Source organism: Streptomyces sp. APSN-46.1, assembly GCF_022815725.1.
Taxonomy (GTDB): Bacteria; Actinomycetota; Actinomycetes; order Streptomycetales; family Streptomycetaceae; genus Streptomyces.
The window spans coordinates 98465-121491 of the sequence record NZ_JALGRF010000001.1 but is presented as its reverse complement, the minus strand read 5'-3'; the positions used below and the strand labels follow the sequence as shown (position 1 = coordinate 121491).

At 69.5% G+C, this 23027-nt stretch carries 15 protein-coding genes and 1 pseudogene; 11 read left to right on the top strand and 5 right to left on the bottom strand.

Going from position 1 to position 23027, the window contains the following annotated elements; all coding sequences use genetic code 11:
• Positions 1-4 precede the first annotated feature (4 nt).
• The gene (locus MTF65_RS00545; RefSeq protein WP_243626138.1) at positions 5-973 is read left to right on the top strand and encodes an aldo/keto reductase; all 969 of its coding nucleotides are present in this window, start codon (positions 5-7) and stop codon (positions 971-973) included.
• Positions 974-1010: 37 nt separating this feature from the next.
• Here the strand turns inward: MTF65_RS00545 and MTF65_RS00540 are convergent, their stop codons facing one another.
• The 3 genes from MTF65_RS00540 to MTF65_RS00530 form a co-directional block, all read right to left on the bottom strand.
• Positions 1011-2942 (bottom strand): APC family permease, encoded by a 1932-nt coding sequence (locus MTF65_RS00540; protein WP_243626136.1) that lies wholly within the window; start codon positions 2940-2942, stop codon positions 1011-1013.
• Positions 2943-3129: 187 nt separating this feature from the next.
• A complete protein-coding gene (gene kdpB / locus MTF65_RS00535) occupies positions 3130-5283 on the bottom strand; it encodes a potassium-transporting ATPase subunit KdpB (RefSeq protein ID WP_243626135.1) in 2154 nt (717 codons plus the stop codon).
• 248 nt (positions 5284-5531) lie between these two features.
• The gene (locus MTF65_RS00530; protein ID WP_243626133.1) at positions 5532-7421 is read right to left on the bottom strand and encodes an APC family permease; all 1890 of its coding nucleotides are present in this window, start codon (positions 7419-7421) and stop codon (positions 5532-5534) included.
• A 410-nt stretch (positions 7422-7831) separates the two neighbouring features.
• On the opposite strand from MTF65_RS00530, the gene kdpF reads away from it, so the two are divergent.
• The 6 genes from kdpF to MTF65_RS00500 all read left to right on the top strand — a co-directional run bounded on the left by kdpF (position 7832) and on the right by MTF65_RS00500 (position 15790).
• Positions 7832-7921 (top strand): K(+)-transporting ATPase subunit F, encoded by a 90-nt coding sequence (gene kdpF / locus MTF65_RS00525; protein WP_215149616.1) that lies wholly within the window; start codon positions 7832-7834, stop codon positions 7919-7921.
• 8 nt (positions 7922-7929) lie between these two features.
• On the top strand, positions 7930-9594 hold the full coding sequence (gene kdpA, locus MTF65_RS00520) for a potassium-transporting ATPase subunit KdpA (protein ID WP_243626131.1): 1665 nt from the start codon (positions 7930-7932) through the stop codon (positions 9592-9594).
• Positions 9591-11690 carry a potassium-transporting ATPase subunit KdpB gene (gene kdpB / locus MTF65_RS00515; protein ID WP_243626130.1) on the top strand — a complete coding sequence of 700 codons (2100 nt, stop codon included), beginning with the start codon at positions 9591-9593 and terminating at the stop codon, positions 11688-11690. Before kdpA ends, kdpB (MTF65_RS00515) begins: the two co-directional genes overlap by 4 nt.
• A gap of 7 nt (positions 11691-11697) precedes the next feature.
• Entirely contained in the window at positions 11698-12375 is a 678-nt protein-coding gene (locus MTF65_RS00510) for a potassium-transporting ATPase subunit C (protein ID WP_243626128.1), read from the top strand.
• A 107-nt stretch (positions 12376-12482) separates the two neighbouring features.
• Entirely contained in the window at positions 12483-13172 is a 690-nt protein-coding gene (locus MTF65_RS00505) for a response regulator (RefSeq protein WP_243626126.1), read from the top strand.
• Positions 13173-13246: 74 nt separating this feature from the next.
• Complete coding sequence (locus tag MTF65_RS00500; RefSeq protein WP_243626125.1) at positions 13247-15790, top strand: sensor histidine kinase KdpD; 2544 nt, start codon at positions 13247-13249, stop codon at positions 15788-15790.
• A gap of 68 nt (positions 15791-15858) precedes the next feature.
• Here the strand turns inward: MTF65_RS00500 and MTF65_RS00495 are convergent, their stop codons facing one another.
• Complete coding sequence (locus MTF65_RS00495) at positions 15859-16077, bottom strand: hypothetical protein (protein WP_243626123.1); 219 nt, start codon at positions 16075-16077, stop codon at positions 15859-15861.
• Between the two features lie 336 nt (positions 16078-16413).
• Between MTF65_RS00495 and MTF65_RS00490 the strand changes: the two genes are divergently transcribed.
• The 3 genes from MTF65_RS00490 to MTF65_RS00480 all read left to right on the top strand — a co-directional run bounded on the left by MTF65_RS00490 (position 16414) and on the right by MTF65_RS00480 (position 19957).
• Positions 16414-18402 carry an APC family permease gene (locus tag MTF65_RS00490; RefSeq protein ID WP_279398585.1) on the top strand — a complete coding sequence of 663 codons (1989 nt, stop codon included), beginning with the start codon at positions 16414-16416 and terminating at the stop codon, positions 18400-18402.
• A gap of 81 nt (positions 18403-18483) precedes the next feature.
• Positions 18484-19044, top strand: a complete 561-nt coding sequence (locus MTF65_RS00485; RefSeq protein ID WP_243626120.1) for a hypothetical protein — start codon at positions 18484-18486, stop codon at positions 19042-19044.
• Between the two features lie 76 nt (positions 19045-19120).
• The gene (locus MTF65_RS00480; RefSeq protein WP_243626118.1) at positions 19121-19957 is read left to right on the top strand and encodes a DUF4097 family beta strand repeat-containing protein; all 837 of its coding nucleotides are present in this window, start codon (positions 19121-19123) and stop codon (positions 19955-19957) included.
• A 52-nt stretch (positions 19958-20009) separates the two neighbouring features.
• Here MTF65_RS00480 and MTF65_RS00475 read toward each other — a convergent pair.
• Positions 20010-20282, bottom strand: a pseudogene (locus MTF65_RS00475) (ATP-binding protein); the annotation flags it as partial.
• Positions 20283-20591: 309 nt separating this feature from the next.
• Between MTF65_RS00475 and MTF65_RS00470 the strand changes: the two are divergent.
• Positions 20592-22847 (top strand): MMPL family transporter, encoded by a 2256-nt coding sequence (locus tag MTF65_RS00470; protein ID WP_243626116.1) that lies wholly within the window; start codon positions 20592-20594, stop codon positions 22845-22847.
• The last annotated feature ends 180 nt before the right edge of the window (positions 22848-23027 follow it).

Sequence of the window (23027 nt, the reverse complement as noted above, 5' to 3'; positions counted from 1 at the left end):
GGACATGGAATACGCAACGCTCGGTACGACCGACCTCCAGGTCAGCCGGATCGCGCTCGGGTGCATGGGATACGCGGACCCGGCGCACGGCGTCAACCCCTGGGCCCTGGACGAGCGGGCCGCGGCGCCCCTGTTCCGGCGGGCCGTCGAGCTGGGCATCACCCTGTGGGACACTGCGAACGTCTACGGCGGCGGCACGTCGGAGGAGATCGTCGGCCGTGCCGTGAGGAAGTACACCCGGCGGGAGGACGTCGTCATCGCCACCAAGGTGGGACTCCCGACGCACCAAGGGCCCGGGGGCTCCGGACTGTCGCGCAAGGCGATCACCACTCAGGTCGACGCGTCCCTCGCGCGCCTCGGCACCGACTACATCGACCTCTACCAGATCCACCGTTTCGACCCGGGGACTCCGATCGAGGAAACGATGGAGGCTCTCCACGACGTGGTGGCGGCCGGCAAGGTCCGCTACATCGGCGCCTCCTCGATGTGGGCCTGGCAGTTCGCCACGATGCAGCACACCGCGGAGCGCCAGGACCTCACGAGGTTCGTATCGATGCAGAACCAGTACAGCCTCGTACAGCGCGAGGACGAGCGGGAGATGTTCCCCCTCCTCGCCGACCAGGGCGTCTCCAGTCTGCCGTGGTGCCCCCTCGCCAAGGGGCGCCTGGCACGTCCCTACGGAGAGGTGACCGGCCGCTCGGCGAGCGATCCCATCGGAGAGCGGTTCTTCGCCGACGTCGATCGCCCCATCGTCGATGCCGTCCGGCACATCGCGGTACGACGTGCCGTCCCGATGGCACGTGTGGCTCTCGCCTGGGTGCTCGCGAACCCCTCTGTCGCCGCACCCGTCATCGGAGCGACCAGCCCCGCCCACCTGGACGACGCGGTGGCCGCCCTCGGCGTGCGGCTCGACCGCGGCGAGATGGACGAGCTGGAAAGCGGATACACGCCCCGGCAGCCCACCGGATTCTGAGCAACCGGCCGTCCATCACGGCTGTCGGCTTCTCATCTCAGCCGGCGTGGACGTGGGGGCGGCGGGTGCGGTCGGGTTCGGCCTCGCGGAGGACTTCGCGGGTGACCGGGGCGACCTCGCCCTGGCCGAAGAGGAAGAAGCGGAGGAAGTTGGCCATCGGGTTGCCCTCGGTCCACTCGAAGTAGATGTGGGGGCGCTGCCCCGTCTCGTCCCGTACGTAAAGCAGGAGCGCGGCGAGGGCGTTGGGGATGCTGGAGCTCTCCAGGGTCAGGACGCGGTAGCGGTCGTGCAGCACCTCGCCGCGTACGCGCAGCCCGGACTCGAACTCGGACGCGTCCAGGACGGTGACCTCGACGAACATGACGTCGTCCTCGGACGGGATGTCGTTGTCCGCGCGGATCTGCGCCTTCTTGTGCCGGTACTCGTCGAAGTCCCGGTTGTCGGGCTCATTCGCGATGAACCGGATGGTGCGGTTGGCGGTGTCGCGGATGAACCGCTGCGCCATGTCATCCAGCTCCACGTCCGTGACGCGCAGCTCGAAGACGCGGGCGAGGCGGGAGAGGAGGGAGAGGGCCATGATGCCGGCGATGAAGCAGGCGCCGATCTTCACGCCGTCGGGGCGTTCGACGACGTTCACGGCGGTCGTGTACACGAGGACCGCGGAAATGACGCCGAAGCCGATCGTCCAGCCGCGTTCGCCGGCCTTGCGGGCGGCGATGGTCACGGCGACGGCGGCCGAGGTGATCAGGACGAGGACACCGGTGGCGTACGCGCCGCCCTGCGCGTCCACGTCGGCGTTGAACAGCCAGGTCACCAGGAACGCGACCAGGGTGAAGACGATGACCATCGGGCGCAGCGCTCGGGCCCAGTGCGGTGCCATGCCGTAGCGGGGCAGGTAGCGCGGCATCAGGTTCAGCAGGCCGGCCATGGCCGAGGAGCCCGCGAACCACAGGATCAGGATCGTGGATATGTCATAGACCGTGCCGAAGGCGGAGCCCAGGTGTTCGTGGGCGAGGTAGGCGAGCGCGCGCCCGTTGGCCTCGCCGCCCGACTTGAACTCCTCGGCCGGGATGAGGAGGGTGGTGATGAAGCTGGAGCAGATCAGGAAGACGCTCATGATCACGGCGGCCGTGGTCAGCAGCTTCTTGGTCCCGCGGATACGCCCGGCCGGGTTGTCGGGGGTGTCGCTGGGGTCTCCCTGAACGTGCGGCATGACGGCGACGCCGGTCTCGAACCCGGACATGCCGAGGGCGAGCTTGGGGAAGATCATCAGGGCCACGGCGACCATGAGGAACGGGTTTCCGTGCTCGGCCGTGAGGGCGTCGGACCAGTCCGCCACCACGTGGGGTTCGGTGATGACCTGCCACAGCCCGACCGCGACCACGATCGCGTTGAGGGCGAGGTACGAGACGACCAGGACCACGGCGACGCCGATGGCCTCGCTGAAGCCCTTGAGGAAGACAGCTCCGAGCAGGGCGACGAGGATGAGGGTGATCAGCACCTCGTGGCCGTGCAGGCTGCTGGTGAGGTGCGGGTTCTCCACCAGGTGCGCGGTCGCGTCGGCCGCGGAGAGAGTGATGGTGATCAGGAAGTCCGTCGCCGCGAACCCGAGCAGCGTCAGGACGAACAGCTTCCCCTTCCAGAACGACAGCAGCCGCTCCAGCATGGCGATGGAACCCTCACCGTGCGGACTCTCCTCGGCCACCCGCCGGTAGACGGGCAGCGCACCGAACAGGGTCAGCAGCACCAGCACGATCGTCGCGACCGGCGACAGCAGCCCCGCCGCCAGAGCCGCGATGCCGGGCTGGTAGCCGAGGGTGGAGAAGTAGTCCAGGCCGGTCAGGCACATGACGCGCCACCACGGGGCGCCCTCGTGCGCGGTTTCGGCGTGCGACTGCTGCTTGGGGCGGTCGGTCAAGCCTTCCAGCAGCCACGGCCGCAGGCGTGACGTGCGGGTAGGGGTGGCCATCGTGGGGGGCTCCTGTCGTACGGCAAAGAATCAGCCGTCGACGTCGACGGCTGAGCCAGCGTACGCAGCCCGATCATTCCTGCACGCGAGGGGTTCAATCCTGACGCGTTCTTAACGCCTTGACGCGGATACGACCGCCCGTGGCGCAGTGGACACACTCACCGGGCAGTGAACGGGACCGGGGATCTCAGCCGCCGAGTCCGGGGAGGGTGGAGACCAGCAGGTCGATGAGCTTGATGCCGACGAAGGGCAGGATCAGGCCGCCGAGGCCGTAGACGCCGAGATTGCGGCGCAGCAGGTCGTGCGCGGAGGCGGGCCGGTAGCGGACGCCGTGCAGGGCGAGCGGGATGAGGGCGACGATGATCAGGGCGTTGAAGATGATCGCCGAGGTGATCGCGGACATGGGACTGTGCAGGCCCATGATGTTGAGCGCCTCCAGGCCCGGGTAGGCGGCCGTGAACATGGCCGGGATGATCGCGAAGTACTTCGCGACGTCGTTGGTGATGGAGAAGGTCGTCAGGGCCCCGCGCGTGATGAGGAGTTGCTTGCCGATCTCGACGATGTCGATGAGCTTGGTGGGATTGGAGTCCAGGTCCACCATGTTCCCGGCCTCCTTCGCCGCCGCGGTGCCGGTGTTCATCGCCACGCCCACATCCGCCTGGGCCAGGGCGGGGGCGTCGTTCGTACCGTCGCCCGTCATGGCGACCAGCTTGCCGCCGGCCTGCTCCCGCTTGATGAGTGCGAGTTTGTCCTCCGGGGTGGCCTCGGCGAGGTATTCGTCGACGCCCGCTTCGGCCGCGATGGCGCGGGCCGTCAGTTCGTTGTCGCCGGTCACCATGACCGTACGGATGCCCATGGCGCGCAGTTCGGCGAAGCGCTCGCGGATGCCCTCCTTGACGACGTCCTTGAGGTGGACGATGCCGAGGACCCGCGGCCCGTCCCAGTCGTGGACCGCTACGAGCAGCGGCGTGCCCCCGGACTCGGACACGGTGGCGGACCACGCGGCGGCCTCCGGCGGTACGGTCCCGCCGCGCATCGTCACCCAGTCGCAGACCTGCGCCACCGCCCCCTTGCGGATCGCGCAGCCGGCTCCGTTGTCCCAGCTCAGATTGACGCCGCTCATCCGGGTGCGGGCGCTGAACTCCGCGAAGCGCGGGTTGCTCAGCTCGGCCACGGCCGGCGCCTCAAGTCCGTACCGCTGGGCGAGAGCGACGACGGACCGGCCCTCCGGGGTCTCGTCCGCGAGGGAGGACAACTGTGCGGCGTCCGCGAGCTTGATGTGATCGACGCCGGGGAGCGGGATGAAGGCGGCGGCCTCGCGGTTGCCGAGGGTGATCGTGCCGGTCTTGTCGAGCAGCAGCGTGTTCACATCACCCGCCGCCTCGACCGCGCGGCCGCTCATCGCGAGGACGTTGCGCTGAACGAGTCGGTCCATGCCCGCGATGCCGATCGCGGAGAGCAGAGCCCCGATGGTGGTGGGGATGAGCGTGACGAGGAGGGCGACCAGGACGGTGGTCGACTGGGCGGCGCCCGCGTACGCGGCCATCGGCTGGAGACTGATCACAACGAGGATGAACACCACGGTCAGTGCGGCCAGCAGGATGTTCAGCGCGATCTCGTTCGGCGTCTTCTGCCGGGACGCGCCCTCGACCAGGGCGATCATCCGGTCCAGAAAGCTGTCGCCGGGGCGCGAGGTGACCCGTACGACGATGGAGTCGGACAGGACCGTCGTTCCGCCGGTGACTCCGCTGCGGTCGCCGCCCGACTCGCGGAGCACGGGGGCCGATTCGCCGGTGACGGCCGACTCGTCCACCATGGCGGCGCCGTCGACCACATCGCCGTCGGCCGGGACCAGCTCACCCGCTTCGACGAGCACGAAGTCGAAGGGCTGGAGCTCGGCCGGGGTGACCACCTCGGTCTCGGCGCGGCGCAGGTTCGCCCCGTACGTCCAGTGCTTCAGGCGCAGCGCGACCGTGTCCGTACGCGCCTTGCGGAGGGACGCCGCCTGGGCCCGGCCGCGGCCCTCGGCGACCGCCTCCGCAAGGTTGGCGAACAGGACCGTCAGCCAGAGCCAGACGCTGATCACCCAGGTGAAGACGGACGGGTGGATGAGCGCGGAGAGCGTGGTCAGGACGGATCCGACCGCGACGACGAACAGCACCGGCTTCCTGACCAGTTCGCGCGGATGGAGCTTGTGCACCGCCTGTCCGATCGAGGCCGCCAGCCGTTCGGGTTCCAGCATGTTCGCCTGCCCGGGACGTTTCCGGGAGGGTCGGGTGACCGGAGTCCGCGGAGGGGTCCCAAGACCCGGAGGAACGTGCTGCGCGGCGGCGGGAGGCATGAAACGACCTTCTGAGTGGAGTCGGTTGGGCACCCCGCCTCCAGGGCGGGCAACGGGTACGGGAGAGGGGGCGCCGCCGGGGACTCACCATGGACCCCCTCGGCCGTCATGTGAGTGTTCGAGACCCCGGCGGCGCAACAGGTAGGAAGCTACTGCGCATTCCAGGGGTAACACCCCTCAGTGAAGGGGGAATTGGCATCTTCTTGATGCCGGCGCGCAGGACTCGTCAAATCGCCGTCAAGCGCGCGTCAACGCACGTCGGTGGTGATGCGGAAGCGCAGCCGGCAGATCACCGCGTCGGTGTCCCGGCGTACGGCGTGGGCGACGACGGAGCCGCGCTGGTTCTGCAGCAGCCGCTGCCACAGGCGGGCGGGTTCGGTCTCCGGGATGAGTACGGTCACCTGGGCGCCCGGGTTCCTCCGCGCCAGCCCACGGACGTAGCCGGACACCGGGCGGCCGAGTGAGCGGGTCTGCGGGCGCAGCTCGATCAGCTCGACGCCGGGGCTCCACAACTCCCAGTCCCGGCACAGGGCTTCGGCGGCCCGACGGTCTTCGGGGCCCGGGTGCGTGACGGTGACGGCGAGGACCTCGTCACCGAGCGAGCGGGCGGCGGTCAGAGCCTGGCAGGTCAGGAGGGACAGGCCGGAAACGGGAACCACGACCAGGGAACGGGAGCGCTGGGGGCTCTGCGGAATGCGGCCCAGTTCCAGGCGTGCACCGATCTGTCCGTACGCGCGGTGGACGCGCCCGAAGGCGAGGACGAGCAGCGGCAGGGCGACGACGATCAGCCAGGATCCCTCGGTGAGCTTGGTGGCGGTCACGACGATCGCGGAGACGCCGGTGAGCAGCGCGCCGAGGCCGTTGAGTGCGGCTTTCGCCTGCCAGCCCCGGGGCCGCCCGCCGTACCAGTGGCGGACCATCCCGATCTGGCAGATGGTGAAGCCCACGAAGACGCCGATCGCGAACAGCGGCACCAGGGTGTTGGTGTCGCCGCCGGAGAAGACGAGCAGGGCGGCGGATACGGCGGCCAGGGCCAGCACGCCGTGGCGGTGGACCTGGCGGTCGGCCTTCAACGCGAAGAGGTGCGGCAGGTAGTTGTCGCGTGCGAGCAGGCTCATCAGGACGGGCAGCCCGCCGAAGGAGGTGTTCGCGGCGAGCGCCAGCAGGACCATGGTGGCGAACTGGACGACGTAGAAGGCGAGGTTGTGCCCGAAGGAGGCGTCCGCGAGCTGCGCGAGTACGGTCACGCCCTCGACCGGCTGGAGATGGAAGCGGCCGATGAGGAGGGACAGGCCGATCAGCATCACGCCGAGCAGGGCGCCGAGAGCGACCTCCGTGCGCTGGGCGCGGCGGGCGGCCGGTGCCCGGAAGGACGGCACGGCGTTGGCCACCGCCTCGACGCCCGTCAGCGCCGAACAGCCCGCGGCGAAGGCTTTGAGCAGCAGCAGTGCGCCGACGGTGGTGGCTGCGCCGTCACCGCCGTCACCGAGCGCGGAGGCGTGCCCGGTCGCGGAGGCGGTGCTGGCAGGCCCGTCGCGGAACAGGCCCACGGCGATCATCGCGAGGACGGAGCCCACGAACACGGCGGTCGGCACGAGGAACGCCTTGGCCGATTCGACGACTCCGCGCAGATTCACAGCGGTGACGAGCACCAGGATGGCCAGGCAGAGCCAGAGGCGCCGGCCGTGGAGAGAGGGGAAGGCCGAAGTCAGGGCGGCGACACCGGCGGTGACGGAGACCGCGACGTTCAGGACGTAGTCGAGGATCAGCGACGCGGCGGCGACGAGGCCGGTCCGTCGGCCGAGATGCTTCTTGGCCACGGCGTACGAGCCGCCGCCGTCCGGGAACGCGGCGATGACCTGCCGGTACGAGGCGACCAGGACCGCGAGCAGGGCGGCGATCGCGAGGGTGACGGGGAGCGTGAAGCCCAGCCCGTACGCACCGGCCGCGGCCAGGACCAGCACGATCGACTCGGGCCCGTACGCCACGGACGCCATCGCATCCAGCGACAGCGCCGCGAGGCCTTGGAGCGCGGTGAGTTTGTGCCGCTCGCCCGTCTCCGCCGCGCCCGTATCAGGGGGTTCCTCCGTGCCAGGGCCCTGTGCGGTCGTGGTCGGCTTTCGTGTGGGTATGGCCATGTCGCCGATTCCTCCGAGTGAGCAAAGTGAGGACAGCGTCGGAGCGCCGTGGGCAGGCCGCCAGCACTCTTGGCGAGATCCATACGCCCGCCGCCCCAGTCTTCACGCGCTCATGACGTGGGAGCCGGCCGTCACTCAGTTGTCCGCCCACGTGGGATGAAAGCCGCACTTCGCGGCCGGTCGCGGCTTCCGGCGTCAGCGTCGCGTTAAGGGTTCCGCTGCGCCCGTATGGACCGCGTCAAGGTGTCTTAACGCCCGGGTGAGGACGCGGTTAGCTCATCCCGGCCACCCGGCCGATTCCTTTTCTCTCACTTCATTCAGGAGCTCACGATGGCCGATGTGGCCTTCGTCTTCGCCACGGTCGCGGTGTTCGCGCTGGTGGCTCTTATCGCCCGGGGGGTGACCAAGCTGTGACCGCCGAAAACGTCGTCGGCCTCGTCGTGGCCGTCTCCCTGCTGGGTTACCTCGTCCTCGCCCTTGTGTACCCGGAGAGGTTCTGAGCACCGATATGAGCCCCGAAACCGCTGGTGTGCTCCAGCTGCTCGCGCTGATCGCCGCGCTCGCGCTCGCATACCGTCCCCTCGGCGACTACATGGCCCGCGTCTACTCCTCCGAGAAGCACTACAAGCCGGAGAAGTGGATCTACAAGGCCATCGGCGCCAACCCCACCACCGAGATGCGCTGGCCGGCCTACCTGCGAGGCGTCCTCGCCTTCTCGGCGGTGAGCGTCCTCTTCCTCTACGCCCTCCAGCGCCTCCAGGGCAGCCTGCCCGGCTCGCTCGGCTTCGTCTCGATCGACCCGGACCAGGCCTTCAACACCGCCGCCTCCTTCGTGTCCAACACGAACTGGCAGTCGTACTACGGCGAGCAGGCCATGGGCCACGTCGTACAGACCGGCGGCCTCGCGGTCCAGAACTTCGTTTCCGCTGCCGTGGGCATGGCCGTCGCGGTGGCCCTCGTACGGGGCTTCGCACGCTCTCGGACCGGTGAACTCGGCAACTTCTGGGCCGACCTGGTGCGCGGCACCGTCCGCATCCTGCTCCCCATCTCCGTCATCGGCGCGGTCATCCTCGTCGCGTGCGGCGTGATCCAGAACTTCTCCGGCATCCACGAGGTCGGCCAGTTCCTCGGCGGGCAGCAGCAGTGGAACGGTGGGGCGGTCGCCTCGCAGGAGGTCATCAAGGAACTGGGCACCAACGGCGGCGGCTACTTCAACGCCAACTCGGCCCACCCCTTCGAGAACCCCACCCCGTTCACGAACCTCTTCGAGATCTTCCTGATCCTGCTGATCCCCTTCTCGCTGACCCGGACCTTCGGCCGCATGGTCGGTTCCGTCAAGCAGGGCTACACGATCCTCGCCACGATGGGCATCATCTGGGTCGTCTTCATCGTCCTGATGTGGTGGACCGAGTTTGCCGGCCACGGCCCGGCCTTCGAGGCCGCAGGCGGAGCGCTGGAGGGCAAGGAGACCCGATTCGGCATCGGCGCGTCCTCGATCTTCGCCGTCACCACGACCCTCACCTCCACCGGCGCGGTCGACTCCTTCCACTCCTCCTACACGGGCTTGGGCGGCGGCATCACGATGCTGGGCATGCAGCTCGGCGAGATCGCGCCCGGCGGTGTCGGCTCCGGCCTCTACGGCATGCTGATCATGGCGATCATCGCCGTCTTCCTGGCCGGCCTGATGGTCGGCCGCACCCCCGAGTACCTCGGCAAGAAGATCAGCACCCGCGAGATCAAGCTCGCGGCCTGCTACATCCTCATCACCCCGGCCCTTGTCCTGTGCTTCACGGCGGCGGCCATGGCGCTGGACACCCCGGCGAACTCGATGACGAACTCGGGCGCGCACGGCTTTTCGGAGATCCTCTACGCCTACACCTCGGGCGCCAACAACAACGGCTCCGCGTTCGCGGGCCTCAACGCCGACACGCAGTGGTTCAACAGCACGATCGGCATCGCGATGCTGCTCGGCCGCTTCCTGCCCATGGTCTTCGTGCTGGCGCTGGCCGGTTCGCTCGCCGAACAGAAGCCCGTCCCCGAAACCGCGGGCACCCTGCGCACCGACAAGCCGCTCTACGCGGGCCTGCTCGTCGGCACGATCCTCATCATCACCGGTCTGACCTACTTCCCGGCCCTGGCGCTGGGTCCGCTCGCTGAAGGGCTCGCATCATGAGCACCGACACTCCGACCCGTGCTCCGCACCAGGATGTCCCCACCGGCCACAAGCCGGCTGCCGGCCGCGTCGGCGGCGGGCTGTTCGACCCCAAGGCACTGCTGAAGTCCTTCCCGGACGCGGTGCGCAAGCTCGACCCGCGCGTCATGATCAAGTCGCCGGTCATGTTCGTGGTCCTCATCGGCTCGGTCGTCACCACCGTCCTCGCGATCAAGGACCCGACGGACTGGTTCGGCTGGGCCATCACCGCCTGGCTGTGGCTGACCACGATCTTCGCCAACCTCGCCGAGGCCGTGGCCGAGGGACGCGGCAAGGCCCAGGCCGACACCCTGCGCAAGGCCAAGACCGACACCGTCGCCCGCCGCCTCGTCGGCAAGGACGAGGAGCTGGTCCCGGGAACCGACCTCAAGATCGGTGACCTGGTGGTCTGCGAGGCCGGCGACATCATCCCGGGCGACGGTGACGTCGTCGAAGGTGTCGCGTCCGTCGACGAATCCGCCATCACCGGCGAATCCGCCCCGGTCATCCGGGAGTCGGGCGGCGACCGCTCGGCCGTCACCGGCGGTACGAAGGTCCTCTCCGACCGGATCGTCATCAAGATCACGACGAAGCCCGGCGAGACCTTCATCGACCGGATGATCGCTCTCGTGGAGGGCGCCGCCCGGCAGAAGACGCCGAACGAGATCGCGCTGAACATCCTGCTCGCGTCCCTCACGATCGTCTTCCTGCTGGCCGTCGTCACCCTCCAGCCCTTCGCGATCTACGCGGGCGCCGAGCAGTCGATGATCGTCCTGACGGCTCTGCTGGTCTGCCTGATCCCCACCACCATCGGCGCGCTCCTGTCCGCGATCGGCATCGCGGGCATGGACCGCCTGGTCCAGCGCAACGTCCTGGCCATGTCCGGCCGTGCCGTCGAGGCGGCGGGCGACGTCTCCACCCTCCTCCTCGACAAGACCGGCACGATCACCCTGGGCAACCGCCAGGCTTCGGAGTTCGTGCCGGTCAAGGGCACCACCGAGGCCGAACTCGCCGACGCCGCCCAGCTGTCCTCCCTCGCTGACGAGACCCCCGAGGGCCGTTCCATCGTGGTCCTCGCGAAGGAGAAGTACGGTCTGCGCGAACGCCACCAGGGCGAGCTGGCCCACGCCACCTGGGTCCCGTTCACCGCCCAGACCCGTATGTCGGGTGTGGACGTGGACGGCACGAAGACCCGTAAGGGCGCTGCCGGTTCGGTCATCACCTGGGTCAAGGAACAGGGCGGCCAGGTCTCCGACGACGCCGACCTCCTCGCCAACCGCATCTCCGGGGCCGGCGGCACCCCGCTGCTCGTCGCCGTCGAGGACGAGAAGGGCGCCCGCGTCCTGGGTGTCATCCACCTCAAGGACGTGGTCAAGGAGGGCATGCGCGAGCGGTTCGACGAACTGCGCCGCATGGGCATCAAGACCGTCATGATCACGGGCGACAACCCGCTGACCGCCAAGGCCATCGCGGAGGAGGCGGGCGTGGACGACTTCCTCGCCGAGGCCACCCCCGAGGACAAGATGGCCCTCATCAAGCGGGAGCAGGCGGGCGGCAAGCTCGTCGCGATGACCGGCGACGGCACCAACGACGCACCCGCCCTCGCCCAGGCCGACGTCGGCGTGGCGATGAACACCGGCACCTCGGCCGCCAAGGAGGCCGGGAACATGGTGGACCTGGACTCCAACCCCACCAAACTCATCGAGATCGTGGAGATCGGCAAGCAGCTCCTGATCACGCGCGGAGCCCTCACCACGTTCTCCATCGCCAACGACGTGGCGAAGTACTTCGCGATCATCCCGGCGATGTTCGCGGTGGTCTACCCGGGTCTCGACAAGCTCAACGTCATGGGCCTGCACTCGCCCGAGTCCGCGATCCTGTCCGCCGTCATCTTCAACGCGCTGATCATCATCGCGCTGGTTCCGCTCGCCCTGAAGGGCGTGCGGTACCGGCCGACCAGCGCCGACAAGATGCTCCGCCGCAACCTGGGCCTGTACGGAATCGGCGGCCTGATCGCCCCGTTCATCGGCATCAAGCTCATCGACCTGCTCATCTCCCTCATCCCCGGCATTGGGTGACCCCGCCATGAACAACTCCGTAGGCAACACCGCACGCCTCATCGGTGCGGGCCTCCGCGCCCTTCTCGTCCTGACCGTGATCTGCGGGGTGCTCTACCCGCTCGCCGTCACCGGCATCGCGCAGGCCGCGCTCAGCGACAAGGCCAACGGCTCCGAGATCAAGGACAGGAGCGGCCAGGTCGTCGGATCCTCCCTCATCGGGCAGACGTACAACCTGCCCAAGACCGATCCCGACGACCCGGAGGAGGCGGCGAAGCCGGACCTCAAGTGGTTCCAGCCGCGCCCCTCCAACGGGCTCGGCAGCAACACCGTCAACCAGCAGTACGCCCTCATCCTCTCCGGCGCGACCAACAAGTCCGGCGACAACCAGGACCTGGTCCACCTGGTCAAGGACGCCAAGCAGGCCGTCATCACCGACAACTCCACGGCCTCGTACAAGGTCCAGCCCGAGGACGTGCCGGCCGACGCCGTCACCTCCTCCGGCTCCGGTCTCGACCCGCACATCTCCCCGGCCTATGCCGAGCTCCAGGTCCACCGGGTGGCCGAGCGGAACGAACTCGACGTCAAGCAGGTCGAAAAGCTCGTCGCCGACCACACCGAGGGCCGCACGCTCGGCTTCATGGGCGAGCCCCGAGTCAACGTCCTCGAACTCAACACCGCCCTGAAGGCTCTGTCCAAGAACTGACGGGCCACATCGCACGAACCGGAGAACGGCGGGGCGGGGGGCGGGTTCGCGCCCCGCCGTTCTCCGTTCTCCTACCGTGCCCGCAACGAAGGAAAGGCTGCACACCGATGACCCGGGTGCTGGTGGTGGAGGACGACCCTCAGCTCGTCCGCGCGCTCAAGATCAATCTCCAGGCGCGCAAGTTCGACGTCGAGGAGGCTTCCGACGGCGGCACGGCCCTGCGGCTCGCCGCCGCCCGCAAACCTGACGTCATAGTGCTGGACCTCGGCCTGCCCGACATGGACGGCATCGAGGTGATCAAGGGCGTCCGCGACTGGAGCCGCATCCCCATCCTGGTCCTCTCCGCCCGCCACACGTCCGAGGATAAGATCCGCGCCCTGGACGCCGGCGCGGACGACTACGTGACGAAACCATTCAGCATGGACGAGCTGCTGGCCCGCCTGCGGGCCGCCACCCGCAGGCAGGAGGCCCCGGCGGCGTCCCTGGCCGACGAGTTCACTCTGGTCACGACCGACGAGTTCTCGGTCGACCTTGTGGCGAAGAAGGTACGGCGGGGCGAGCGCACCGTACGGCTGACGCCGACCGAGTGGCACCTGCTGGAGATCCTCATCACCCACCCCGGCCGGCTGATCACCCAGAGCCGGCTGTTGTTGGAGGTCTGGGGACCGACGTACTCCGAGCACACCAACTACCTGCGTGTATACATGGCCCAGCTACGGCGCAAACTGGAGGCGGACCCCGCCCACCCCCGGTACCTGATCACCGAACCCGGCATGGGATACCGCTTCGAACCGTGAGGCCGTCGGCCGGAAACGGGCCGAGGGCACGCACGCACGCACACCTGTCAGCACACACACGAGAAGTCGGCATCATGGGACGCGGAAAGCTTCGGATCTACCTCGGCGCGGCACCGGGCGTCGGCAAGACGTACGCGATGCTCTCCGAGGCACACCGCAGGGTCGAGCGGGGCACCGACTGCGTCGTCGGCTTCGTCGAGCACCACAACCGTCCGCGGACCGAGGTGATGCTGCACGGTCTTGAACTGATCGAGCGGCGGGAGCTGGAGTACCGGGGCTCCGCCTTCACCGAGATGGATGTCGACGCGATCCTCGCGCGCCGCCCCGCCGTCGCGCTGGTGGACGAGCTCGCCCACACCAATGTGCCCGGCTCGCGCAACGCCAAGCGCTGGCAGGACGTCGAGGAGCTGCTCCAGGCCGGCATCGACGTCGTCTCCACCGTCAACATCCAGCACCTGGAGTCGCTCGGCGACGTGGTCGAGACGATCACCGGGGTGCGCCAGCGAGAGACCGTCCCGGACGAGATGGTCCGTCGGGCGGACCAGATCGAGCTCGTCGACATGTCCCCGCAGGCGCTGCGCCGCCGCATGGCGCACGGCAATGTCTACAAGCCCGACAAGGTCGACGCGGCCCTGTCGAACTACTTCCGGCCCGGGAATCTCACCGCCCTGCGCGAGCTGGCCCTGCTGTGGGTCGCCGACCGGGTGGACGAGTACCTCCAGGAGTACCGGGGCGAGCACAACATCCGCTCCACCTGGCAGGCCCGCGAGCGCATCGTCGTCGGGCTCACCGGCGGCCCGGAAGGCCGCACCCTCATCCGCCGCGCCGCCCGCCTCGCCGAGAAGGGCGCGGGCGGCGAGGTCCTGGCCGTCTACATCGCCGCGAGCGACGGCCTCACCTCGGCCTCGCCCAAGGAACTGGCCGTCCAGCGCACGTTGGTCGAGGACCTCGGCGGGACCTTCCACCACGTCATAGGTGACAGCGTCCCCGACGCGCTGCTGGAATTCGCCCGCGGGGTCAACGCCACCCAGATCGTCCTCGGTGTCAGCCGAAGACGATCCTGGCAGTACGCCTTCGGTCCCGGCGTCAGCGCCACCGTCGCCCGCGAATCCGGGCCCGACCTCGACGTCCACATCGTCACCCACGACGAGGCCGCCAAGGGCCGCGGCCTGCCGGTCGCCCGCCGTGGACGTCTGGGACGCTCGCGCATCATCTGGGGCTGGGTGACGGGCATCGTCGGCCCGGCCCTCCTCACGCTGCTGCTCAGCGAGGTCGTCCCGGATCTCGGGCTCGCCAACGACATGCTGCTCTTCCTGACCTTCACCGTGGCGGCGGCGATCCTGGGCGGACTTCTCCCCGCCCTCGCCTCGGCGGCCTTCGGCTCTCTGCTCCTGAACTGGTTCTTCACCCCGCCGCTCTATCAGTTGACCATCGCCGACCCCAGGAACATCGTCGCCATCGCGATCTTCGTCGGCGTGGCGGTGTCCGTGGCCTCTGTCGTCGACCTGGCCGCCCGGCGCACCCACCAGGCGGCCCGGCTGCGCGCGGAGTCCGAGATCCTCTCCTTCCTCGCCGGCAGCATCCTGCGCGGCGAGAACTCCCTCGACGCCCTCCTCGAACGCCTCCGCGAGACCTTCGCCATGGACTCCGTGGCACTCCTGGAACGCACCAGCGAGGTCGACTCCTGGACCACGGCGGCATCGGTCGGCGCCACCCCGGTCAGCCGCCCCGAGGACGCGGACGTCGATCTGCCCATCGGCGACACCATGGCCCTGGCCCTCTCCGGCCGGGTGCTGCCCGCCGAGGACCGCCGGGTGCTCGGCGCCTTCGCCGCCCAGGCAGCCGTCGTACTCGACCGCCAGCGCCTCGTGGACGAGGCGGGCAAGGCGCGCGAACTCGCCGAGGGCAACCGCATCCGTACGGCCCTGCTCGCGGCCGTCAGCCACGACCTGCGCACCCCGCTCGCCGGCATCAAGGCTTCCGTCACGTCCCTGCGCTCCGACGACGTCGAATGGTCCGAGACCGACAAGGCCGAGCTCCTCGAAGGCATCGAGGACGGCGCCGACCGCCTCGCCGCCCTGATCGGCAACCTCCTGGACATGTCCCGCCTCAATACCGGCACCGTCGTCCCGCTCATCCGCGAGACCGACCTCGACGAGGTCGTCCCGATGGCCCTGGGCGCCGTACCGGAGGACAGCGTCGTACTGGACATCCCCGAGACACTCCCCATGGTCGCCGTCGACCGCGGCCTCCTGGAGCGGGCCGTCGCCAACGTCGTCGAGAACGCCGTCAAGTACAGCCCCGATGGCCAGCCCGTCCACGTCTCCGCCAGCGCCCTCGCCCACCGCGTCGAACTGCGCGTCGTCGACCGGGGCCCGGGTGTCCCCGACGAGGCCAAGGAACGGATCTTCGAACCCTTCCAGCGCCACGGCGACGCCCCGCGCGGCGCCGGAGTCGGCCTCGGCCTCGCCGTCGCCCGCGGTTTCACCGAGACCATCGGCGGCACGCTCACCGCCGAGGACACCCCCGGCGGCGGGCTCACCATGGTCCTCACCCTCCCCATAGCGGGCGGCACCCCGCCGGTCACCGCGGACCTCCCGACCTCGGCGGTCACCTGACAACGCGACAACCGGCCGAACCGTCGGGGCCCGCGTACCGGACCCCGCGCCCACCGGGGCTGCCGGCGTCATACGGAGCGCCCCTCCCGCCAGGCTGCCGCGGCGGCCGGCAGCGCGCACGCGAGGGCGGCCACGGCCGCGAAGGCGACGCTGTCCGGGAAGACGGTGAAGCCGAGCACGAGGGTCAGGACGTAGGCGACCGCCCAGGCGCCGATCACCCTGAGGTGCGTGCCGCCGTAGCCGCGCGGGACTACGGGCTGCCGTGTGGCGAACAGGGACAGTCCCATGACCACAAAGGCATTCGACAGCGTACTTGCCACATGAGCAACTAGTTGCCAACCAGGAGGAGTCGGCTTCGCCTACGCGGGAAAACACGCGAGCCGTCCGGCCCTCTGACATCGGCCGCGCGTCCTCCGCGCCCGGTGTTCCAGATGTCGGGCGCGGACTGACCCGCACTCACGAAGTGTGACCCGCACCGCCATTTGCCTGCCTTCGTGACCTCCATTCGGGAATTCCTGCTGCCTCCCGTTCGCTTCGGACGCGCGTGACCTGGCCCTGATGCATACGCTCGCGGCGTGTTCAATGTGACTGGTCTGCTCAAACGCCTGGTAATCGGCCGGGCCATGCGCAGCGAGGAGCTGGGCGAGACCCTGCTGCCCAAGCGCCTCGCCCTGCCGATCTTCGCCTCCGACCCGCTGTCCTCGGTGGCGTACGCGACGCAGGAGATCCTGCTCGTGCTGACGCTGGGCGGGCTGGCGTACCTGTATTTCACGCCGTGGATCGCCTTCTCCGTCGTCTGTCTGATGACGGTCGTGGTGCTGTCGTACCAGCAGGTCGTGCGCGCGTACCCGAGCGGCGGGGGCTCGTACGAGGTCGCCTCGACGAATCTCGGGCCGTCGGCCGGCCTGGTGGTGGCCGCCTCGCTGATGGTCGACTACGTCATGACGGTGGCGGTCTCGGTCGCCTCCGGTGTGGACAACATCATCTCGGCGCTGCCGAACCTGGCCGAGCACCGTGTGTTCCTCGCCCTCGGCTTCGTCGCCCTCCTCACGGCGATGAACCTGCGCGGCGTACGCGAGTCGGGCCGGGCCTTCGCCACCCCCACGTACTTGTTCATCGGCGGCGTGCTGATCATGGTCGGCACCGGGCTCTTCCGGTACCTGATGGGAGACGCGCCGGTCGCGGAGAGCGCCGCGTACGGGATCGCCCCTGAGCCCGCCGACGCGAACCTCGCGGGCTTCGCGCTGCTGATGCTGGTGCTGCGCGCCTTCTCCAGCGGCTGTACGGCGCTGACCGGTGTCGAGGCCATCTCCAACGGCGTGCCGGCCTTCCGCAAGCCGAAAGCCGCCAACGCCGCGAAGACCATGGCGGCCATGGGCATCATCGCGATCACCATGTTCGTCGGCGTCACCACCCTTGCCGTGGTCGCCAAGGTGCACATCGTCGAGGACCCCTGCCGCCTGACGGGGCTCGCGGACTGCGAGGGGTACACGCAGCGCACCGTCATCGCCCAGCTCGCGGCCGCCGTCTTCGGCGGCTCGGACAGCTTCGGCTTCTACTTCATCCAGGCCGCGACCGCGCTGATCCTGATCCTGGCGGCGAACACGGCGTACAACGGCTTCCCGCTGCTCACCTCGATCCTGGCCCAGCACCGCTACCTGCCGCGCCAGCTGCACAACCGCGGTGACCGGCTCGCCTACTCCAACGGCATCATCGCCCTGGCCGTGGTCGCGGGACTCCTGCTCTGGGGCTACAAGGCGAACGTCACCGACCTCATCCACCTCTACATCCTGGGCGTGTTCACCTCCTTCACGCTCTCCCAGCTGGGCATGGTCCGGCACTGGAACCGCGAACTGCGCGACGAACGAGATGTGGCCGTACGCCGCCGCCACATGGTCACGCGGTCCATCAACGGGCTCGGCGCCTGCGTGACCGGACTGGTCCTCGTCATCGTCCTGGCCACGAAGTTCACCCAGGGCGCCTGGCTCGCCGTACTCGCCGCCCTGGTCCTGTGGGTGATGATGCGCGGCATCCGCCACCACTACGACCAGACCGCGGCCGAGCTCGCCGTCACCGATCCGCGCGCCGAGATGGCCCCGCCGCCCCGGGTCATCGCGATCGTGCTCGTCTCCACCATCCACAAGCCGACCCTGCGCGCCCTGGCGTACGCCCGCGCCATGCGCGCGGACCGGCTGGAAGCGCTGACCGTCTCCGTCGACCGCGAGTCCTCCACCGCGCTCCGGCGACAGTGGGACGAGTACGAGATCGAGACCCCGCTGAAGGTCATCGACTCCCCGTATCGGGAGATCACCCGCCCGGTGGTCGAGTACGTACGCGGCATCCGCCGGGACAGCCCGCGGGACATCGTCAGCGTGTTCATCCCCGAGTACGTCGTCGGCCACTGGTGGGAGAACCTCCTCCACAACCAGTCGGCGCTGTGGCTCAAGAGCCGGCTGCTCTTCACCCCGGGCGTCATGGTCACCAGCGTCCCCTGGCAGCTGACCTCCTCCACCCGCGCCGACCACCCGGCGGCCCGCGCCCCCGGCGCCTACCGCCGCGGCGAACCCGTCCGCGACGAGCCGGTCCGCGAGCGGGCGGCGCCGAAGGGCTGAGAGCGTCAGTCGGCTTCGGCTCGCAACCACGGTGGCGCCATCCGACTTGTCATGGCGCCACGATGGTGCCATCATTGCGCTATGGACCTCACTCCCTACGTCGACAACCTCCGGCACGAACTCGGCGTCGCCGCCGAAGCCGGTGGAGACGAAGCCCGCGCCCTGGCCGAGCGGCTCACCGCCCAGCTTGAGTCGGCCGCCCGGCTCACCCTGCTGAACGCCCTGTCCGACGCGATGGACGAGGTCACCCGCGACCTGGCCCCGGGCTCGGTCCATGTACGACTGCGTGGGCTCGACCCCGAGTTCATGGTCACGGCCCCGCCCACCCCGGACGCCTTCGGCGAGGGCGACGCCCCGGCGCCGCCGCCGGCGCCCACGCCGCCGGCCCCGGTGGACTTCGAGGACGGCGCCACCTCGCGCATCAACTTCCGCCCGCCCGCCCAGCTCAAGGTCCGGGTCGAAGAGGCCGCGAGCCGCGAAGGGCTCTCGGTCAACGCCTGGCTGGTCCGGGCCGTCGCCGCCGCCCTGGAACCCACGGCGAACCGCGGCACGGACGGCTCGGGCCGGGCGCCCGCGGCCGGGCAGGCACTCACCGGCCGGACGCCCGCCGCAGGGCAGGGATTCACCGGCTGGGTGCGCTAGTCCACCCCGCACCACTCACGTACTCCCAACCAAGCAGCCATCAGCCAGCAGCCAACAGCCAAAGGACGGCTCAGCCATGCCTACTTTCGACACCCCCGAGCCCCTCTCCGCCACCCTGGAATTCGATTTCGGGCGGATCCGGATCATCGCGGGCAAGCGCACCGACACCGTGGTCGAGGTGACGCCGAGCGACCCCGGCAACAAGCAGGACGTACAGGCCGCCGAGGACACCAAGGTCACCTGCGCGGGCGGGGAGCTCGTGGTCAAGGGCCCCAAGAATCGCTCACCCTTCGGCAAGATCGGCTCGGTCGATGTGACCGTCGAACTGCCCGCGGGCTCGCACCTGACCGGCAAGACGGGTCTCGGCGACTTCATCGGCGAGGGGCGGTTCGGGAACTGCCACCTGACGACGTCCACCGGCGACATCCAGCTGGAAGAGGCCGCGGCCGTACAGCTGAAGACCCCGCACGGGGACGTCCTCGTGGACCGTGCGACGGGCGAGGTCGAGATCCAGGGGTCGGGGCGGGTGCGGGTCGGCCGGGCCGACTCCACGGCCACCATCAAGAACCTCAACGGCGAGACCGCGATCGGGGAGATCCGCGGGGAGCTGACGGTGCGCTCGTCCAACGGGCCCATCAGCGTCCAGCACGCGGGCTCCTCCGTCACGGCCAAGTCCGCGAGCGGCGCCATTCGGCTCGCCGAGGTGGTGCGCGGGCGGATCACCCTGGACACCGCGGCCGGGGCGCTTGAGATCGGGATCGCCGAGGGGTCTGCGGCCTGGCTGGATGTGCGGTCCAAGGCAGGGCGTGTACGAAATGAGCTCGGGGCGGCGGAGGGGCCCCAGGCGTCCGAGGAGACGGTCGAGGTTCGGGGCCGGACCAGCGCCGGCGACATCGTGATCCGCCGGGCCTGAGCCACTCACCGACCCAAGAGGACCCGAGCCGCTCGCCTCTCCAAAGGGGCCTGCCCCCGCCCCGCAGCGTGAGCACCACGGTGGAGGCCGCCACCAGGTGTGTCCTCCGCGCTCAGCATCCCGCCCACCGACTCCGTGAAGCCGCGGGCGACTTCAACGCCGAGGCAGGCGCCCGGCCCGCGTGAGGCGTCTCCGTAGCGCTGGAAGGGCAGCTCCAAGAGGCGGCCCTTGACCTCGTCCGGGACGCCGGGGCCGCGTTCGACGCTACGGACTCGACGCGCTCGCCGAGGGCCCCGGCGGCGACCAGGAGCTGCCCTCCGCGAGGCCACGCACCTCCTGAGCTTCGCCCCGCAGCCGCTGCCATGATCCTGACAGCCGCCATGGAAGCCATGGCGCCACATTTACTCGCGCATAGCGCCACGTTCACGTCATGACGACAACGCGGGTGTTGACCGTTCCCCGCGCGCTTTTCAGCACAGCACCCCTCGCGCAACGAGCCACGCACAACCCATGCGCCACCATGGCGCCATGTCGTGCTGCCCGGATGCCGACCCCGATCGCCGATCGCCGATCGCCGATCCCCGACCCCCGACCACTCAAGCGACCACACGACCGATCCAACGGGAGTCCCACCGTGGCTACGTTCCTTTCCAAACTGGGCCGCCTCGCCTTCAGGCGCCGGGGGGTGACGCTGCTGCTCTGGCTGCTGATATTCGGCGGCATGGGCTTTGCCGCCTCCTCCGCGCCGACGCCGCCCGCCGACACGTTCTCGATGCCGGGCACCGAGTCGCAGAAGGCCTTCGACCTGCTGACGGAGAAGTTCCCGGACGCGAGCGCCGACGGCGCCAGCGCCCGGGTCGTCGTCCGGGCCCCCGAGGGCCAGAAGATCACCGCCCCCGAGCAGCGGGCCGAAGTCGACCGCCTCGTCGCCGAGTTGGGCACGCCCTCCCCACAGGTAGTGGGCGCCGCCGACCCCTACAAGACCCCCGAGATCAGCATCAGCGAGGACGGTACGACCGCCTACACGGTGGTGACGTACAAGGTCCCCGCGATGGAGGTCAGCGACGAGGCGCACGACGCGCTCGACGCCGCCATCGCGAAGGCCGACAAGGCGGGCCTGACCGTCGAGGCCGGCGGCGACGCCGTGAAGATCGACCAGGCGATGGGCGGCACCGGCGAGCAGATCGGCATCCTGGTCTCCGCGATCGTCCTCGTCCTGACCTTCGGCTCGATGATCGCGGCCGGAATGCCGCTGATCACCGCGCTGATCGGGGTCGGCATCGGGATCTCCGGCATCACGGCACTCGGCTCCACGCTGGGCCTGTCCGGGACCACTTCGACCCTCGCGATGATGATCGGCCTCGCGGTCGGCATCGACTACGCCCTGTTCATCGTGTCCCGCTTCCGCGCCGAGCGCGCCGAGGGGCGCAGCCCCGAAGAGGCCGCAGGACGGGCCGTCGGCACCGCGGGTTCGGCGGTCGTCTTCGCGGGACTGACGGTCATCGTGGCGCTCGCCGGACTGGCCGTCGTCAACATCCCGATGCTCACCAAGATGGGCCTCGCCGCGGCCGGCACCGTCGCGGTCTCCGTGCTCGTCGCGATCACCCTGGTCCCCGCCCTGCTCGGCCTCGCGCCGGTCAAGGTGATGGCCCGCAAGGGGCGCCTGCAGTACGCCGTCAAGCCGCTGTCGGAGCGCAAGCAGCGCAAGGCCGCCAAGCGCGCGGCCAGGCTCGCCAAGAACGACAAGCCCAACCTCGGCTCCCGCTGGGCCAGTTACATCCTGCGCCACCCGGTGACCGTCCTGCTCATCGGCGTGGTCGGCCTCGGTACGGTCGCCGTACCGGCCGCGAGCCTAGAACTCGGGCTGCCCGGCGAGGGCTCGATGTCGACGAAGACCACCCAGCGCAAGGCGTACGACATGCTGTCGGAGTCCTTCGGGCCCGGGTTCAACGGACCCCTGATGGTCACCGTGCAGGCCGAGGACGCCAAGAAGGCGGCCGACGCCGCGGGCAAGGTCTTCGACCGGAACCCCGGCGTGGCCTCGGTCTCCCCGGCCACCGCCAACAAGGCCGGCGACACCGCGATCATCAACGTCATCCCGGAGACCGGCCCGACCGAGAAGCAGACCGAGGAACTCGTCCGCGACCTGCGCGCCACGGCCGGCGGTCTGGAGAGCAGCACCGCGTCGACGATCCTCGTCACCGGCCAGACGGCGATGTTCATCGACTTCTCGCAGACCCTGAACGACGCGCTCCTGCCCTACCTGGGCCTGGTCGTCGGCCTCGCCTTCCTCCTCCTCATGGTGGTCTTCCGCTCCGTCCTGGTCCCGCTCAAGGCGGCCCTCGGGTTCCTGCTCTCCGTGGCCGCGGCCCTCGGCGCCGTCGTGGCGGTCTTCCAGTGGGGCTGGCTCGCGGATGTCCTCGGCATCGAGCAGACCGGCCCGATCATGAGCACGATGCCGATCTTCATGATCGGCGTGGTCTTCGGCCTCGCGATGGACTACGAGGTCTTCCTGGTCAGCCGGATGCGTGAGTCGTACGTCCACGGAGCACGCCCCGCCGAGGCGGTCGTCGACGGCTTCCGCCACGGCGGCCGGGTCGTCGCCGCGGCCGCGGTCATCATGATGAGCGTCTTCTCCGGCTTCATCGTGGAGGACAACGACTTCATCAAGATGATCGGCTTCGCCCTCGCGATCGCCGTCTTCTTCGACGCCTTCATCGTCCGCATGGCGATCGTGCCCGCGCTCTTCGCCCTGCTCGGCGAGTCCGCCTGGTGGCTGCCGAAATGGCTGGACCGGATCCTGCCCCGGGTGGACGTCGAGGGCGAGAAGCTCGCCCAGCACGAGCAGTCCGCACCGCGCTCCGGGCGGGAGCGCACCATCGTCGGCTGAGTGAGTTGACACAAGATGGCACCACATTGGCGCCCCGTACCGACTTCCCAGCCGGTACGGGGCGCCATTGCGTGACCTGCATCGATCCAGCCCAGACGCAGCACCACACCAATGGACGGAAAGAATGGCGCCACTTCGGTCTCGCTATGGCGCCACAGATGTGCCATCATGGTGACGCAA